Origin of the sequence: Thauera sedimentorum, assembly GCF_014489115.1 — a bacterium.
Lineage (GTDB): Bacteria > Pseudomonadota > Gammaproteobacteria > Burkholderiales > Rhodocyclaceae > Pseudothauera > Pseudothauera sedimentorum.
The window spans coordinates 1833984-1850229 of the sequence record NZ_JACTAH010000001.1 but is presented as its reverse complement, the minus strand read 5'-3'; the positions used below and the strand labels follow the sequence as shown (position 1 = coordinate 1850229).

13 protein-coding genes are annotated in these 16246 nt (G+C 67.9%); 6 read left to right on the top strand and 7 right to left on the bottom strand.

What is annotated here, in order from left to right; translation table 11 throughout:
• Positions 1–29 precede the first annotated feature (29 nt).
• Positions 30–602, bottom strand: coding sequence for a hypothetical protein (locus IAI53_RS08365; RefSeq protein ID WP_187717640.1), 573 nt, complete (start codon positions 600–602; stop codon positions 30–32).
• Positions 603–774: 172 nt separating this feature from the next.
• Between IAI53_RS08365 and IAI53_RS08360 the strand changes: the two genes are divergently transcribed.
• Positions 775–1773 carry an integron integrase gene (locus IAI53_RS08360; RefSeq protein ID WP_187717639.1) on the top strand — a complete coding sequence of 333 codons (999 nt, stop codon included), beginning with the start codon at positions 775–777 and terminating at the stop codon, positions 1771–1773.
• Positions 1774–2080: 307 nt separating this feature from the next.
• Here the strand turns inward: IAI53_RS08360 and IAI53_RS08355 are convergent, their stop codons facing one another.
• The 6 genes from IAI53_RS08355 to IAI53_RS08330 form a co-directional block, all read right to left on the bottom strand.
• On the bottom strand, positions 2081–4870 hold the full coding sequence (locus tag IAI53_RS08355) for an AAA family ATPase (RefSeq protein WP_187717638.1): 2790 nt from the start codon (positions 4868–4870) through the stop codon (positions 2081–2083).
• Position 4871: 1 nt separating this feature from the next.
• The gene (locus IAI53_RS08350; protein ID WP_187717637.1) at positions 4872–5579 is read right to left on the bottom strand and encodes a hypothetical protein; all 708 of its coding nucleotides are present in this window, start codon (positions 5577–5579) and stop codon (positions 4872–4874) included.
• Positions 5579–6892 (bottom strand): hypothetical protein, encoded by a 1314-nt coding sequence (locus IAI53_RS08345; protein WP_187717636.1) that lies wholly within the window; start codon positions 6890–6892, stop codon positions 5579–5581. The genes IAI53_RS08350 and IAI53_RS08345 overlap by 1 nt, the downstream gene beginning before the upstream one ends.
• A gap of 201 nt (positions 6893–7093) precedes the next feature.
• A protein-coding gene (gene prfB, locus IAI53_RS08340) for a peptide chain release factor 2 (RefSeq protein ID WP_187717635.1) occupies positions 7094–8198 on the bottom strand; the annotation gives its coding sequence in 2 pieces (ribosomal slippage) (positions 7094–8116 and positions 8118–8198; 1104 coding nt in all).
• Between the two features lie 336 nt (positions 8199–8534).
• Positions 8535–10235 (bottom strand): single-stranded-DNA-specific exonuclease RecJ, encoded by a 1701-nt coding sequence (gene recJ, locus IAI53_RS08335; RefSeq protein ID WP_187717634.1) that lies wholly within the window; start codon positions 10233–10235, stop codon positions 8535–8537.
• Positions 10236–10243: 8 nt separating this feature from the next.
• Entirely contained in the window at positions 10244–11254 is a 1011-nt protein-coding gene (locus tag IAI53_RS08330) for a hypothetical protein (RefSeq protein WP_187717633.1), read from the bottom strand.
• Positions 11255–11407: 153 nt separating this feature from the next.
• Between IAI53_RS08330 and IAI53_RS08325 the strand changes: the two genes are divergently transcribed.
• Genes IAI53_RS08325 through IAI53_RS08305 form a run of 5 tightly spaced genes read left to right on the top strand, consistent with a single transcriptional unit; the run spans position 11408 to position 16246 of the window.
• Positions 11408–12028, top strand: a complete 621-nt coding sequence (locus tag IAI53_RS08325) for a CDP-alcohol phosphatidyltransferase family protein (protein ID WP_187717632.1) — start codon at positions 11408–11410, stop codon at positions 12026–12028.
• A 4-nt stretch (positions 12029–12032) separates the two neighbouring features.
• Positions 12033–13787 (top strand): bifunctional alpha/beta hydrolase/class I SAM-dependent methyltransferase, encoded by a 1755-nt coding sequence (locus IAI53_RS08320; RefSeq protein WP_187717631.1) that lies wholly within the window; start codon positions 12033–12035, stop codon positions 13785–13787.
• The gene (locus IAI53_RS08315) at positions 13784–15154 is read left to right on the top strand and encodes a phosphatase PAP2/dual specificity phosphatase family protein (RefSeq protein WP_187717630.1); all 1371 of its coding nucleotides are present in this window, start codon (positions 13784–13786) and stop codon (positions 15152–15154) included. Before IAI53_RS08320 ends, IAI53_RS08315 begins: the two co-directional genes overlap by 4 nt.
• On the top strand, positions 15151–15588 hold the full coding sequence (locus IAI53_RS08310) for a hypothetical protein (RefSeq protein ID WP_187717629.1): 438 nt from the start codon (positions 15151–15153) through the stop codon (positions 15586–15588). Before IAI53_RS08315 ends, IAI53_RS08310 begins: the two co-directional genes overlap by 4 nt.
• Positions 15589–15625: 37 nt before the next feature.
• On the top strand, positions 15626–16246 hold the full coding sequence (locus IAI53_RS08305) for a lysophospholipid acyltransferase family protein (protein WP_187717628.1): 621 nt from the start codon (positions 15626–15628) through the stop codon (positions 16244–16246).

The following is a 16246-nucleotide window of genomic DNA, read 5'->3' as shown; positions in this document are numbered from 1 at the left end:
CGGAATTTGCGTCCATTTTGAGCGCCGTGTTATGCATTTGGATTTGTGAATACGCCAGCTTTAACCAGAAACTCTGGACCCACAAGAAAAGGCCTGCGATATCCGTCTTCTATATTTTTGTCAGGCGGTATGAAAGTAAGGCATTGTTCTAGTGGGTGTTCCTCTCTGCCAAATATCAAATCCAAGTGTGCTTCTCCAGTGCAGTCTAAAATACTACCGTCTTGTAGGGTTAGCCATACATGAGATTTGATTGGCTCTCCCAGCATTGGATTATTTAGCTCTTTTTCAATTGCTTCATGTGACATTTCACAATACACATAATCCGACCAAAATATATCGCCTATTGTTATGTAGGTTTTCATTTTCAAATAGTGATAGATGGCACTCTGAAGCTTAAGGTGTACGGCTACACAATTCATTGCGAGATCTGATGATTGTCGCATTCCCGCAGCATCTAACACCTCTCGTGATAAAAGGAGTACATCCCGCGCTTTTTTTAAAGATATTTTGCCGCGCCAAGGAACTGGTTTTTCTCCGGGGTCGAGACCTAATTTTTCTGTGTATTTAAGTGCCGAAACAAATCTAGCCTTGTAAGAAGACATACATGCCCTAACCATTTGTAATGGATTGATGTTCTTATTGCATAACGTTTAGTGGACGACAGATGTCGGCGTAAAGGTGTTATGCGTCATGTCGGATAACACCACTCTGTCTGGTAAGTAATTGATCCTGCATCTATGATCAGGTCATGACAGATGCAACGTGACGTCTGTCATGGACACGGTCTCCGCTACTGCAAGTTCTTCCCCGCGGCTGCTTGATCTGCTGCGCGAGCGGATTCGGCTCAAGCACCTCAGCATACGTACCGAGCAGGCATATGTCGGGTGGGTCAGACGATACATCATCCACCACGGCAAGCGCCATCCCCGGGAGATGGGCAAGGTGGAGGTCGAGTCGTTTCTCACGTCGCTGGCTGTCGATCGCGATGTAAGTGCGGCGACGCAGTCACAGGCGCTGTCGGCAATCCTGTTTCTCTACCGGGAAGTGCTTGAGCCGCCGCTACCCTGGCTGGACGAGGTGACGCGGGCGAAGCGGCCTGCGCGCCTGCCGGTGGTGCTGGCGGTGGATGAAGTGCAGCGCTTGCTGGCGGCGGTTGGGAATCCCGATATGGCGCTGGTGCTGCGTCTGCTGTACGGCACCGGGATGCGGCTGCTGGAAGGGCTCAGGTTGCGGGTGAAGGATGTGGATTTCTGCCGGCGCGAGATCCTGGTGCGGGAAGGCAAGGGGGCCAAGGACCGGATCACCATGCTTCCCGAATCGTTGATGCAGCCGCTGCGCGCCCAGGTGGCCAAGGTGAAGGCGCAGCACGACGCCGATCTGGCCTTGGGGAGGGGCGAGGTCTGGCTGCCGAACGCGCTGGCGGTGAAGTATCCGGCGGCGCCGCGCGCCTTCAGCTGGCAGTACGTGTTTCCGGCGGCGGGCTTGTCGACCGATCCGCGTTCGGGGGTGGTGCGCCGCCACCACATTGACGAGCGGCAGGTGCAGCGGGCGGTGAGGCGCGCTGCGGCGAGTGCGGGAATCAACAAACCGGCCAGCCCGCACACCTTGCGCCACTCGTTCGCGACCCACCTGCTGGAGAGCGGTTACGACATCCGCACGGTGCAGGAGCTGCTGGGGCATGCGGACGTGTCGACGACGATGATCTACACGCACGTGCTCAATCGGGGTGGCCGCGGGGTGCGCAGTCCGCTGGATGGGATGGTTGCGGGGTGAAGGGGGGCGTATTCAGCCGCGCGCGACCGAGCCGAAGACGCTCAGCGTGCGGGCCTTGTGAGCGGACGCCATGCGCATGAGTGCGGCGCGATGGCGATTGAGCTGTTCAAGGGTGGTCATGCCGGGGACTCCTTCGGGTTGCTGTCCGCAGTGTAATCACTCTGCGGACAAGCTGCAGCTTGGCGGCACGAAGGGCGGCCGGATCGATGTCGTCGCCTCTCCGTGGCGGCGCGTGTGGCGTAGGAGCGGCCTTGGCCGCGATGCGGCCTGTGGGGAAACGAACGCCGCATCGCGGCCAAGGCCGCTCCTACACGGCGCGGGCCAGCACGCCGATGGTTGGTGCCCAGTCGTCGCCGGGCTTCTTCTTGCGCGTGACCAGGGTGAGCTGGGCGGGGGCGAAGACGTTGGCGTTGTGGGTGACCGGGGTGGTGATCAGGTATTGCGCGCGGGTGGCGCGCAGGAAGGTGCCGACGCGGTCGATGTTGGCCACATCCAGGTGGGCGAAGGGCTCGTCGATGAAGACGAAGCCGCCGGGGCGGGCGTCGTCCATCAGCAGGGCGATGAGCAGGATCAGTGATTTCATCACCTGCTGGCCGCCGGAGGCTTCGCCGTCGTTGAGGCCCACCGCGCCCTTGCGGTCGAAGTCGAAGCGCACTTCCAGGCCGGCCTGGGCGAGCGAGAGGTCGTCCGCGCCCAGTGCGGGCGCCGGGCAGTCCACGCCCACGCCGGCCAGCTCTCCCAGGGCTTTCAGGTTCTTGCCGTACTGGCGCACGGTGGCGCGCAGCTTGGCAATATAGGCGTTGCGCGCCTCCTCGGTGAGCCGGCGGGTGGTGGCGCAGTAGCCCTGGCGTTCGCGGTAGTCCTGCTCGCGCTTGGCGACGTCGGCCTTGAGGCGTTCGGAGAGCGTGAGCACGGCGGGGTCGGTGATCCAGTCGCCTTCGTCCAGGTGGCGGCGCAGGCGTTCGGCCTGCAGGCGGGCGCCGCGGGCGTCGCCGTATTTTTCTGCGAGCAGGGCGATGTCGGCCGGGTCGCGCCAGTGCGCGGGCATGCCGCGGCGCAGGCTGCGCAGGCGCTTGAGGCGTTGGGCCTGGGCGTGGCGGCGCGGGGCGGTGGTCTGGTCGAGTTCGAGCAGGCGGTGGTCGATGAACTTCAGTTCGCGCTCGCGGCGTTCGAGCTCGATGCCGATGCCGGCGAGCTTGCCGGAGATCTGTTCCTGGCGGGCCTGCATCTGGCTGCGCTGTTCGTCGGCGGTGGCGAGCGCGGCGCGCGCCTGTGGCAGTTCGGTTTCTGCCGCGGCGTAGGTTTCCGCCTTGGCGGCGAGCAGCTGGGCGGACTGCAGGCCGAGCAGGCGGCCGCGCAAGGTGGTGAGCTGGTCGGCGGCGTCCTGCACCTGCGGGCGCAGCGTGGCGAGCTGACGGTCGAGCGCGCGGATGTCGTCTTCCAGCTGGGCGATGCGCGCCTGGCGGGCGAGTTCGCCGAAGTGGAAGTCTGCCGGGCGGCCCAGGTGGCGGGCGCCGCGGCGTTCGCGGTGGTAGGCGTCGCGGGTGATCCATTCGATGTCGCGCGGCAGGTCGCGGGCGGCGTCGACGCTATCCACGCGGCGGATGCGGTTGAGCAGGTCGGTGAGCCAGCGCGGCACCGGGGCGGAGAAGTTCACCACCTCGGCCAGGCTCTGCGGGCGCGGCGGCGGGGCGGTTTCGCGTTCCGGCACGACGAAGTGGCGGAAGCGTTCGCGCTCGCCCAGCGCCCAGGCGGCGTGACGGTCGGATTCGCGTTCCAGCAGGATGACGTGGCGGTAGGGGCGCAGCACCGCTTCCAGCGCGGCCTGCCAGGCGACGTCGGTGACTTCGACCACTTCGGCCAGCCCGCGGTGGGCGATGCCCTGCTCGTCGAGGAGTGCGCGGAAACGGGTGACGTCCGGCTCGCCCGGCGGGCCGCTGCGGCTCTTGGCGGCGCGCAGGCTGTCGGAACGCTCCTCGAACTTCGCCACCAGCTCGCGCTCCTGCGCGCGCAGGCGGGCGAGGGCGGCTTCCGCCGCTTCGTGCTCGCGTTCCAGTTCCACCGCATCGGCGCCGTGTTCGGTGGCGAGCTGGGCGCGCAGGGCGTCGCGTTCGGCGAGCAGTTTCTCCAGGTCGCGCACGCGGTCGCGCGCGGCGAGGTAGGCGGCCTCGATGCCGTGGCTGTCGTCCTTGAGGCGGGCGCGTTCGGCTTCGGCCGTGGTCTTCTCGCCGTGCACTTCTTCCAGGCGCTGCTGGGCGTGGCGGCGTTCGGCGTGACGGGCGGCGCGCTCGCTCTTTTCGGCGGCCAGTTGCTGGCGTTCGGCGCTGGCGTCGCGGGCCAGTTCGGCGGCTTCCAGGCGCGGTACGATCTCGGCGTCCAGCGCCTGCACCTCGTCGGCAAGCTGCTTCCACTGCAGGTAGTTGTCGGCTTCCAGGCGGCGCGCTTCGGCCTGGGCGCGCAGGCGGTCCAGATCCAGGCCGAGGTCGTCGAGTTCGCGCTCGGCGCTCTTCTGCTCTTCGCGCGCGGCCTCGTAGTTGTCCAGCACCTCCTTGTCTCCGAACACGTCGAAAACCAGTTCCAGCAGGGCCTTGGGGGAGTATTCGCAGAGCTTGTCGGTGTCGCCCTGCTCCAGGGCCAGCACCTTGGCGATGGCCGGGGTCAGCCCACCCCAGGCGAGCCGGCTCTGGTAATCGCGCAGGCCGACCCAGTCTTCGGTGCGTTCCAGTTCCTCGATGGCCACGTCGCCATCGACGATGGTGTAGTCGCGTGTCCATTCGCCGCCGGCGCGGCGGATGCGGCAGGCCAGGGTGACTTCGTCGTGCAGGCAGGGGAAGAAGGGGCGCCGCCCGGTGCTGCCGGGCTGGTTGGCGACCACCGCGCGAATCCACGCAAAGCTGCGGTCGGCGCGGCGCACGTAGCGGCGGAAGTCGCGCTTGCCCGAGCAGCGCAGCGCGAAGAGCGTGCGCAGCGCGTCGAGCAGGGTGGTCTTGCCCGAGCCGTTGGGGCCGACGATGGTGATGATCTGCGCGTCCAGCGGCAGCGAGAAGCGGCGCCAGTAGTCCCAGTGGACGAGTTCGAGTTGCTTGATGTGGAACATGTCAGGCGTCTTCCTCTACGTCGTCCTCGTCGGGCAGCACGTCGGCGACTTCGAAGGCGTTGGTCTCGGGCAGCGGATGGCCGGCGCGGGCGATCACCTCGGCGAGCGTGCCGTGGATGATGCGGTCGGCCATCACGCGGTAGTCGAGCGCGACGTCGAGCAGCGGGCCTTCCAGCACGATGCCGTTGCGGCGTTCGATGAAGCCCAGGCGGGCGAGCTTGCCGAGCATGAAGTTCTTGACCCGGCTGCGTCCGCCGAGCAGCGGGCCGAAGTCGGCGATCAGCGAGGCTTCCGAGATGCCGGCGGACACGGTATCGCCGTGCTCCACCGGTTTTTCCGTGCCGAACATGTCGCCTTGGCCGTCGTCGGCCACTTCGCGCCGGGTGACCTGACGCTCGCGCTTGGGCAGCACGATGAGCGACCAGATCACCACCAGCAGGGCGATCTCGTCGCGGGTGAGGCCGACGTTGCTGGCGGCGTATTCGCGCTTGGCGCCGAACACCGGTTCGATCATCTCGGGCACCAGCGCGGCGGCGACGTGGCCGGCGTAGGGGTTGTCCTGCAGTTGCAGGCCGACGGCGGCGAGGCGGTGGTCGAGTTCGACGCGGAAGGTTTCGTCCACCAGCGCGCGGCGCACCAGGCGGTCGTTGCGCGGCAGCCAGCGGTTGGCCAGCAGGCGGGCGGTGAGGGTCTTGATGTCCTGTTCCATCAGCGGATGTCTTCCAGCGTGGTGGCGGATGGGGTGTCGGTGGCGGGTGCCGTGCCGCGCGGGGTGACGCGGCCGGCTGAGATCAGCGCGATCTCGTCTTCTTCCACCGCTTCCAGGGTGTCGCCGAACAGCACGTCGAGCGGCAGGCGCATGAACTCGCCCACCGGGCCGTCGGCCGGGCCGGCCGATTCGCCATCGGCGAGCAGCGCCAGCAGCGACAGGCGGTAGGAGGCCGGGGCGAAGCCGCCGCCGGCCACCACGTCGGCCAGGCTGGCGGACTGCGATACGCCGCCGAGGCGACGGGCAAAGTGCTGCAGCAGGGCGAGGTCTTCGGTTTCCGGCGCGGTGTTGACCTCGGCGGCGTCCGGCGGGGGCAGGGCGGCATCGACCTCCTGCGCGCGGACCTCGTCGGAGAGCACCGCCTCGGCGCGGTCGAGCAGTTCGTGCCCGCCGGCCAGCAGCGGGATCTCCGGCACCAGCGCGAAGGCGCCGTCGGCAAAGGCGGCGAGCTTGTCGGCGGTGAGCGTGCGCAGCCAGGCGGACACATCCGACGAGGAGATGCCGGAGGCGCCCAGGGTGACGCGCTGCGCCTCGATCTTGTTGAGTGCGCGCTGGAAGCTGGCGTCCGCGCGCGCCAGGCGCGACTGCGCCAGGCCGATGCGCTGGGCGACATGGGCGACCTCGAAAGGTACTTCCGGGTCGGCGAGCAGTTCGCGCAGGATCTCGGTACCGCGCGCCAGCCATTTCTCGTTGGCGGACAGGCGCCGCCGCGCGGCGACGATGTTGAACTCCGAGCCGGAGGCGATCGCCTCTTCGAAGTGCCAGGTGAGGTCGTTGAGCTTGCTGAGCAGGTGGCCGAGCGCTTCCGGGGTGAGGCTGCCCACCGCCTGCAGGCCGGCCAGTTGCGCGGTGAGAAAGCCGAGTTCGGCGTCTTCCTCTTCCGCAAAACGCAGCAGCATGGCGAGCGCCGCCACCGCGTTGCGGCCGATGTCGGACAGGTGATAGAGGCCGTCGTCGGCGAAGGCGAGCAGGGCGTTGTCGCGCAGGCGCTTGAGCACCGTTTCCAGCTTCACCGGGTCGAGATAGGTGAAGCGCGCGCGCAGGGCTTCCGGCGACCAGCGCGGGGCGTCGGACTCGCGGCCGATCTCGCGCAGCACCAGCAGGCGCATCAGCACCTCGGCCTCGGAGCCGCGGAAGAGCGTGATGAAGGCGTCGAGCAGCGGCCGCGCGGCGGCCAGCGAGGCCAGTTCAGGCACGTCGTCGGCGGCCACGCCGGGGGCGAGGAATTCGGCGAGGTCGAGGGGCTGGGTCAAGGTCGTCGGACTTCGTTGAAGGCCAATGCTGGTGCGGATAAGCCGTCGGTGTTCCCCCTCCCCTTCAAGGGGAGGGCCGGGGTGGGGATGGGTTTCGGATCAGGTTCACAAGGGCGCCGGTCGATCCCGAAGGAAACCCATCCCCCTCCCAGCCTCCCCCTTGAAGGGGGAGGAGCGTTCTTTGTGTTCCGGGCGCCTGGATCAAACGCCCTGCTTCAGACTCGCAGCGATGAAGTCGTCCAGGTCGCCGTCGAGCACGCCCTGGGTGTTGCCGACTTCGTAGTTGGTGCGCAGGTCCTTGATGCGCGACTGGTCGAGCACGTAGCTGCGGATCTGGTGGCCCCAGCCGATGTCGCTCTTGCTGTCTTCCAGCTTCTGCTGCTCGGACTGGCGCTTGCGCAGTTCGGCCTCGTACAGACGCGCCTTCAGCATGGACATGGCCTCGGCCTTGTTCTTGTGCTGCGAGCGGTCGTTCTGGCACTGCACGACGATGCCGCTGGGCTCGTGGGTGATGCGCACCGCGGAGTCGGTCTTGTTGATGTGCTGGCCGCCGGCGCCGGAGGCGCGGTAAGTGTCGATGCGCAGGTCCGCCGGGTTGATCTCCACTTCGATCGACTCGTCGACCTCCGGATATACGAACACCGAGGTGAAGCTGGTGTGGCGGCGGGCGTTGGAGTCGAACGGGCTCTTGCGCACCAGGCGGTGGATGCCGGTTTCCGTGCGCAGGAAGCCGTAGGCGTAGTCGCCATTGACCTTGATGGTGGCGCCCTTGATGCCGGCCACCTCGCCTTCGGACTCTTCCAGCAGTTCTGTGGCGAAGCCCTTGCGTTCGCAATAGCGCAAATACATGCGCAGCAGCATGCCTGCCCAGTCCTGCGCTTCGGTGCCGCCCGCGCCGGCCTGGATCTCGATGAAGCAGGCGTTGGGGTCCATCGGGTTGGAGAACATGCGGCGGAATTCGAGCTTGTGCACGCTCGCTTCCAGCTCGCCCAGGTCGGTCTCGACCGCCACCAGGGTGTCCTCGTCGTCCTCGGCCTCGGCCAGGTCGTAGAGATCCTTCAGGTCGGTGGACTGCTGGTCGATGTGCTGCAGGGTCAGCACCACGTCTTCCAGCGTGCGCTTCTCCTTGCCGAGTTCCTGCGCGCGTTCGGCGTTGTTCCACACCGCCGGGTCTTCCAGCGCGCGGTTTACCTCTTCGAGCTTCGATGCCTTGGCATCGTAGTCAAAGATACCTCCGCAGTTCGCGGCCGCGCGCGGCGAGGTCGGCCAGTTTTTCGGCGATGGCGTTGAGGCGTTCGGCTTCCATGGTGCTGCTCCGGGCGAATTTCGGAAAACCGGGGATTATACCGGGGATGGACGGCGCGCTCGCGGATTGGCGATCAGGCGGGTCTGGCACATGGCACGGAAGCGGATCACTGGCCGGTGCTTGGTCGAACCGGAAAGCCGTATCGCGGCCAAGGCCGCTCCTACAGCACACGCGCACCGCTTCAGTATCGCGGCCCGCCTCCGGCCAGCGGAGCGTAGGAGCGGGCTTGCCCGCGATGCGGTCGGCGAGGAAACCACCGTCGTATCGCGGCCAAGGCCGCTCCTACACGGGCACGGCGCTGGCGCAGGAGCGGCCTTGGCCGCGATGCGTTCAGGCTCAAACCGCCTCGAAGTGCTCCAGCATCAGCTGCACGCTGGAGACCCCGTTGTACTCGTTGATGCCCAGGCGGAAGGCGGCGCGCAGGTCGGGCGGGGCGCCGTCGGCGTGGTTGAAGCGGATCGCGTCATAGCGCGTGCTGCCCTTGGTGAGCTGCAGCTTGAGGTGGCGCTCCTTGAGCAGGCGCTGGTTCTCGACGCGGAAGACGTCGTCGAAGAGCGGTGCGGGGAAGCCCTGGCCCCAGATGTCCTGCTCGATCAGGCGTGCGCCTTCCAGGCTCATCCAGCCGGATTCGAGCGCGCCGTCGGTGTCCATGCGGCGGGTGAGGTCGGCCGGGCTGACCAGGCCGGCGACCACTTCCTCGAACACCTGGCTGAAGCGCTCGTAGTCCGCCTCGCGGATCGCCAGCCCGGCGGCCATGGCGTGGCCGCCGAAGCGCAGGATCAGCTCGGGTTCGCGCTTGCTCACCAGGTCCAGCGCGTCGCGCAGGTGCAGGCCGGGAATCGAGCGCCCGGAGCCCTTGATCTCGCCGTCGGTGCCGGGGGCGAAGGCGATGGTGGGGCGGTGCAGGCGTTCCTTGATGCGCCCGGCGACGATGCCGATCACGCCCTGGTGCCAGTCCGGCTGGTAGAGGCTGATGCTGGCCGACTCGGCGGCGTCGAAGCCTTCCAGGCGGGCGAGCGCGCCTTCCTGCATGTCGGCCTCGATGGCGCGGCGCTCGCGGTTGAGGCGGTCGAGCTCCTGGGCGATGTTGAGCGCGCGGCCGGCGTCGTCGGTGATCAGGCATTCGATGCCCAGGCTCATGTCCGACAGGCGCCCGGCGGCATTCAGCCGCGGGCCGATCAGGAAACCGAGGTCGGTGCTGGCGGCGCGCGCCGGGTCGCGCCCGGCGGCGGCGAACAGCGCGCGCACGCCCGGCTGCAGGCGCCCGGCGCGCATGCGCTGCAGGCCTTGCGAGACCAGGATGCGGTTGTTGTGGTCGAGTTGGACCACGTCGGCCACGGTGCCGAGCGCCACCAGATCGAGCAGGCTGGCGAGGTTGGGCTCGGCCTGGCCGGCGAAGGCGCCGCGCTCGCGCAGCTCGGCGCGCAGCGCCAGCATGACGTAGAACATCACGCCGACCCCGGCGAGTGACTTGCTGGGGAAGTCGCAGCCGGGCTGGTTGGGGTTCACGATCACGTCGGCCTCGGGCAGCACATCGCCCGGCAGGTGGTGGTCGGTGATCAGCGTGGCCATGCCGTGGGCGCGCGCGGCGGCGACGCCTTCGACGCTGGCGATGCCGTTGTCCACGGTGATCAGCAGGTCCGGCTCCGTGCGCGCGGCCAGTTCCACCATCGCCGGGGTGAGGCCGTAGCCCATGGTCACGCGATCCGGCACCAGGTAATGCACGTCGGCGCCGAAGGCGCGCAGCGCCCGCACGCCGACTGCGCAGGCGGTGGCGCCGTCGCAGTCGTAGTCGGCGACGATGACCATGCGCGCGCCGGCCTCGATGGCATCCGCCAGCAGTTCGGCCGCTTCGCGGGTGCCGCGGAGCGCGGCCGGCGGCAGCAGGGCGCCCAGCGAATAGTCGAGGTCGGACGGCGCGCTGGCGCCGCGCGCGGCGTACAGGCGGGCGAGCAGCGGGTGGATGCCGGCCTGGGTGAGGGTGGCGAAGGCGCGCTGCGGTACCGGGCGGGTGTGGATGTGAGGCTGTACGGTCATCGAGTCGCTCAGGGCAGGGTCTTGTGCAGGGCGTCCAGGCTGCGCGGGCGCTGCCAGAACTTCCACAGATCGCGCGCGGCGACCCCGAGTTCCAACGTGGCGCGCTCGCCGGGGGCGCTGATCTGCAGGGTCTTCAGGCGGCCGGCGCGCAGGGCCTCGAGCAGCGGCGCGCACCAGTCGCGCTCCAGCGCCACCAGCGCGTTGCGCCAGCCGTCGAGGTCCAGGTGCAGGGCGGGGCGGGCGAGCGTTTCCAGCACCGTCAGGGTGGGGGCGGTCAGCAGCGGCGCCGGGGCTTGCGGCTCCACGCCGGCGGCACGCACCAGGCCGCGCGTTTCCGGCGTGGCGGCCTGCACCACGGCGAGCGGCGCGCGCGCCCCTTCCGGCGCCGTGCCGTTGCCCCACAGCCACAGGCTGTTCACCAGAGGCTGGCCGGCGTCCTCGCGGGCGCGGTTGACCGGGTGGTTGTGCAGCACCACCTGGGCCTCGTTGGCCAGGCGCTGCCAATCGCGCGCGTCCTCGCCTTCGGGCAGGCAACGCGCCACCGGGCGGCCGACCGCCTCGGCGAGCGGCACGAAACGCGCCTGCGCCGGGGTGTTGGGCAGCAGATACCAGCGTTCCGGGGTGGGCGCCTCGAAGCGGCCGATGTCGGCGAATGTTTCGTTGAGCGTGGCGACCAGCGCCGCGGCCTCCTCGGCGGTGATCGCCAGCGTGGCGGCGTCGGCGAGGATCAGATGCTCGCGCGCGAAGCGCAGGTTCACCGGGTCGGCGCACAGCCAGCCGGCGTCCGCGCGCCCGGCCGGCAGTTCTTCGCCAAGGCGGCGCAGCGCGGCTGCGGAGACGGCTTGCGGGTCCAGGCCGAAGTGGCGCAGCAACCAGTGCTCCGCCGACGATGCTGCGGCCGCGCGAACGCGGGCGTGGCCGAGCAGGCGTTCGAGCGCGGGCAGGGCGAGCCCGGCCGCTGGATCGGCGGTCTGCGCGCCGGGCCACAACAGGCCGGGCAGGACGAGGTGAAGGTGCATGGCGGGAGAGCTGCTCCGGAAGGGCGCAAGTCTAGCAGTCGAAGGACGTTTGACGCATCCGGGACAGTCGTCACGCAGCCTGCTGAGTCAAAGGACTGGAAATGCCATGAGAATGGTCGGATAATCCGCATCCAATTTATATGGCATTCGAAAATGACATCAGTCTATCGGTTGAAGCCTGCCTTTCAGGCGCTCCTTCGTCCGTTGGTGAAACGACTGGCCCGGGCAGGCGTTACCGCCAACGCCGTCACAGTCGCCGCGCTCGCGGGGTCCGTCGCGCTGGGATGCGCGCTCTTCTTTTCCGGGCAGACGGCGCTCTTCCTGTTGCTGCCAGTGTGGATGCTGCTGCGCATGGGCCTCAACGCCGTCGACGGCATGCTCGCGCGGGAGTTCGGCCAGCAGAGCGCGCTCGGAGCCTATCTCAATGAGCTTGCCGACGTCGTATCTGATGCCGCGCTATACCTGCCCTTTGCATTGATCGCCCCGTTTGGCTGCTTGTCGGTCGGCGCGGTGATCCTGCTGTCGGTCATCGCCGAGATGGCCGGCGCCATGGCGCCGATGGTCGGGGCTCCCCGGTGCTATGACGGCCCGATGGGCAAGAGCGACCGCGCCTTGGTTTTCGGCGCTCTCGGCTTGTGGGTCGGGTTGGCCGGAGGGCTTCCCGACTGGCTCGCCTGGTCCATGCCCGCCATCGCGCTCGCCATCGGCGCCAGCATCATCAATCGCGTGCGCAGCGGCGTGCGCCAGGCCGTCCGCCCCCACCCTAAGGGATAATTCCATGACCGATCGCCCTCATCAGTCGTACGCCTTCACCACCCACGATGGCGAGCAGTTGTTCTACCGGCACTGGCCCGCAGTCGAGCGGCGCCGGGGGTGCGTGGTGATGTTCCATCGGGGCCACGAGCACTCCCTGCGCATGGCCCATCTGGTGGACGAGCTCGATCTGCGCGCCTTCGATCTCTTCGCCTGGGATGCGCGCGGGCACGGTCACTCGCCTGGAGCACGCGGCGACTCGCCAAGTTTCGGTACCTCGGTGCGCGACGTGCAGACCTTCATCGAGCACATCGAGCAACAGTGGGGAATCGCTCCGCAGGACATGGCGGTGCTGGCACAGAGCGTCGGCGCCGTACTGATCTCCACCTGGGCGCATGACTACGCCCCTCACGTGCGTTGCCTGGTGCTGGCTTCGCCTGCCTTCAAGGTCAAGCTCTACGTGCCCTTTGCGCGCAGCGGCCTGGCATTGATGCGCCGCTTGCGCGGCAATTTCTTCGTCAACAGCTACGTCAAGGCCAAGTTCCTCACCCACGATCCAGCGCGCCAGGATTCATATGACAAGGATCCGCTGATCGCCCGCGCGATATCGGTGAACATCCTGCTCGCCCTCTATGAAGCGGGGGAGCGTGTGGTGGCCGATGCGCAGGCCATCACAATACCTACGCAACTGTTGATCTCGGGTGCGGATTGGGTGGTGCATCAAGGCCCGCAGCACGCCTTCTTCGAGCGTCTCGGTGCTCCCGACAAGGAGAAGCACGTGCTGCCCGGCTTCTTTCACGACACTCTCGGCGAGCGCGACCGCCGGATTGCGGTGGACAAGGTCCGCGGGTTCATCCTGCGCCAGTTCGACAAGCCCTACGAGCAGGTCGACCTGCGCGCAGCCCACCTCGCCGGAGCGAGCCACGAGGAGGCCCGCGCGCTGGCAGCCCCGCTGCCGGCGTGGTCGCCGCGCGCGTTGTACTGGGCGTGTTACCGGCTCGGCCTCAAGCTCGGTGGCTTGCTGTCAGCGGGAGTGCGGCTGGGGCATCGTACCGGCTTCGATTCGGGCAGTACGCTGGATTACGTGTATCGAAACACGCCTACCGGCCGCGGGCCGCTGGGGCGCCTGATCGATCGCAGTTATCTCGACGCGGTCGGCTGGCGCGGCATCCGCCAGCGCAAGTTGCACGTGGAGGAACTCCTGCAGCACGCTCTCGAGCGCCTTCACCGCGAAGGCAGACCACTGCGGCTTGTGGACGTGGCTGCCGGTCACGGCCGCTATGTGCTCGACGGTCTCGCCCGCGCGGAGCTTCGTCCGCAGAGCGTCGTGCTACGCGATTTCAGCGACCTCAACGTGCGCGACGGTGCGGCTCTGATCGCTCAGCGCGGCCTTGAAGGGGTGGCCCGTTTCGAGAAGGGCGACGCCTTCGATTGCGACAGCCTCGCGTCCCTGTCTCCGAAGCCCACGCTGGGCATCGTCTCTGGGCTCTATGAATTGTTCGCGGACAATGAGCTCGTAGGCCGTTCGCTGGCAGGTCTCGCTGCGGGCCTGGAGGAGGGGGGATACCTGATTTACACTGGACAGCCCTGGCATCCGCAACTGGAGATGATCGCCCGCGCGCTGACCAGCCACCGTGGCGGGGCAGCGTGGGTCATGCGCCGCCGGACGCAGGCCGAGATGGATCAGTTGGTCGCCGCCGCCGGTTTCGAGAAGTTGACGCAGCGCATCGACGAGTGGGGGATCTTCACCGTCTTGCTGGCCCGGCGGCGGCCTGCATGACTGCGCAGTCGGGAGCCGTTGCCACGCTGCCCGCAGACTGGGGCGGGACCGCCGGGCGCATATGCTGGCGGCGCAGCATCGGCTGGCTGCTGCTGCTCGGGCCGTTCTTCTTCCTGAGCTACGGCTACGCGAATGCGGTGGCCGCCGACAGGGAGATCGGTACGGCGGTGGTCTTCGCCTGGGAGCGGCAACTTCCATTCTGGGCGTGGACCATCGTGCCCTACTGGTCCATCGATCTGCTCTACGGTCTGTCCTTCCTATACTGCCGCGATCGTTTCACGGTCGACCGGCATGCCTTGCGCCTGCTCAGCGTACAGGTGCTGTCAGTGGCCTGCTTTCTTGCGTTTCCCCTGCGCTTCTCGTTCGCGCGTCCCGACACCGACGGGCTGTTCGGCCTGCTCTTCGATGTCCTGATGGACTTCGACCAACCGTACAACCAGGCGCCTTCGCTGCACATCGGCCTATTGGTGGTGATCTGGATCCGCTTCGCACTGGGAACGCAAGGGCTCGCTCGTCTCGTGGTGCATGGCTGGGCTGCGCTGATCGCCCTGTCCGTCCTGACGACCTACCAGCATCACTTCATCGACGTGCCCACCGGCGCACTGGCCGGCCTGCTGTGCGTATGGCTGTGGCCCGACCGCGGAGCCTCGCCGCTGGCGGGCTGGCGATGGACCCGGGATTCCACCCGCCGGCGGCTGGGTGCCATCTACCTGGGTGCCGCGTCCTTGCTGGGAGCGATCGCGCTTCTCGGCGGTGGCGCAGCGCTGTGGCTGCTTTGGCCGGCCGTGGCGCTGCTGCTGGTGGCCCTGATCCATTTAGGACCGGGTGCGCGCGGCTTCCAGAAGCATGATGGACGACCGGGCGTCGCCGCACGCTGCCTGCTCGCGCCTTACATGTTGGGGGCATGGCTCAACTCGCGTTGGTGGACGCGCGGGCGGCGACGCGCGGATCGTGTGGCGGGTGAGGTCTGGCTGGGGCGCATGCCGTCGGCGGCCGACCTGCGTGCGGGGCGTTTCGGTAGCCTGGTCGACCTTACCGCCGAATTGCCTGCGCCGCGCGGCAACTGGCGCTACGTGGGGCTGCCCTGGCTGGATCTGGTGGCGCCCGACGCCCGTGCGCTGCTGGCGGTCGCCCGGCACATCGAAACCCTGAGCGCCGAGGGGCCCGTGCTGGTGTGCTGCGCACTGGGTTTCTCGCGCAGCGCCTGCGCGGTGGCCGCGTGGCTGTTGCTCAGCGCGCGGGCGGACGGCGTCGATGATGCCGTGGCGCAGGTCGAACGGGCGCGCCCTGGCGTGGTGCTGGGGGCAGCTCATCGCCGCGCGCTGGCGGCATGCCTGGTCCTGATCGGCGCGGAGGAACAGCCTTGAGCGTCGACGCGGCACGAGCGGATGCTGCCGCATTGTCGGCCTGGTGCGCCGATCTGCTGATGCTGGGCCGCCCGCTGGGCAGGTGGTCGGCCATGCTGGCCCTGTTCGCGCTGGTCGGACTGTTCGTTGATGCGGCCGGCAGGCCCTGGCTTTCGGGCAGTCTGGTGGCCGCCCTGGCTGCGCAGGGCTACGGCCTGCGTGTGCGGGTCGACGAAGCTGTTTTCCGACGTTGGGGGCAGGCGTGGGTCCTTGCCGGGGTTGCCGATCCGCTGCGCGACATGGGTGCCTTCGATCGTGCGCGAGGTTTCCGGGGTGCGGCACGGTCGCTGGAGCAGCGCTGCGCCGGAGCGCGGCGACTCTTGTGGCGCCAGGGGGCGCTGGTCTTGCTTCAGACCGCCTGCGTGGCGACGGCGGCGATCCTCGAAGCACGGTAGCGGGCGTCCTTATGATCATCGAGGAGACAGGACGGGAATGAGCATTGCCAGATTGACCGGTGCGGCACTGTGCAGTTTTGCCAAGCTGCTCACCGGAGTGAGGCCGACATGGGTCGGTGCGCCGCCGGCCGGACAGTGCGTGTACTTTGCCAACCATCGCAGCCATGGTGATTTCCTGCTGATCTGGGCGGCGCTGCCGGCCGCGATGCGCCTCCGGACCCGCCCGGTGGCGGGGGCCGACTACTGGTTGCGCGGCGCGGTGCGTCGTTATGTTGCGCAGTCGGTGTTTCGCGGGGTGCTGATCGAACGCAACGGGCGCCCGCCGGCCGCCGATCCGGTCGGCAAGATGGAAGCCGCCCTCGCGTGCGGGGATTCGCTGATCGTCTTTCCCGAGGGTACGCGCAATCTCGGTGACGGCCTGTTGCCGTTCAAGAGCGGCATGTACCGGCTTGCGTGTGCCCAGCCGCAACTCCACTTCGTCCCGGTGTGGATCGAGAATCTCGGTCGCGTCATGCCCAAGGGCAGCATCGTTCCGGTGCCGCTGCTGTGCACACTGAGTTTCGGCCCTGCGATGAACCTCAGCGAGGGAGAGAGCAAGGCTGACTTCCTGAACCGCGCGCGTGCCGCCCTGACCGCGCTCGCGCCTGCAGGAGCTTGA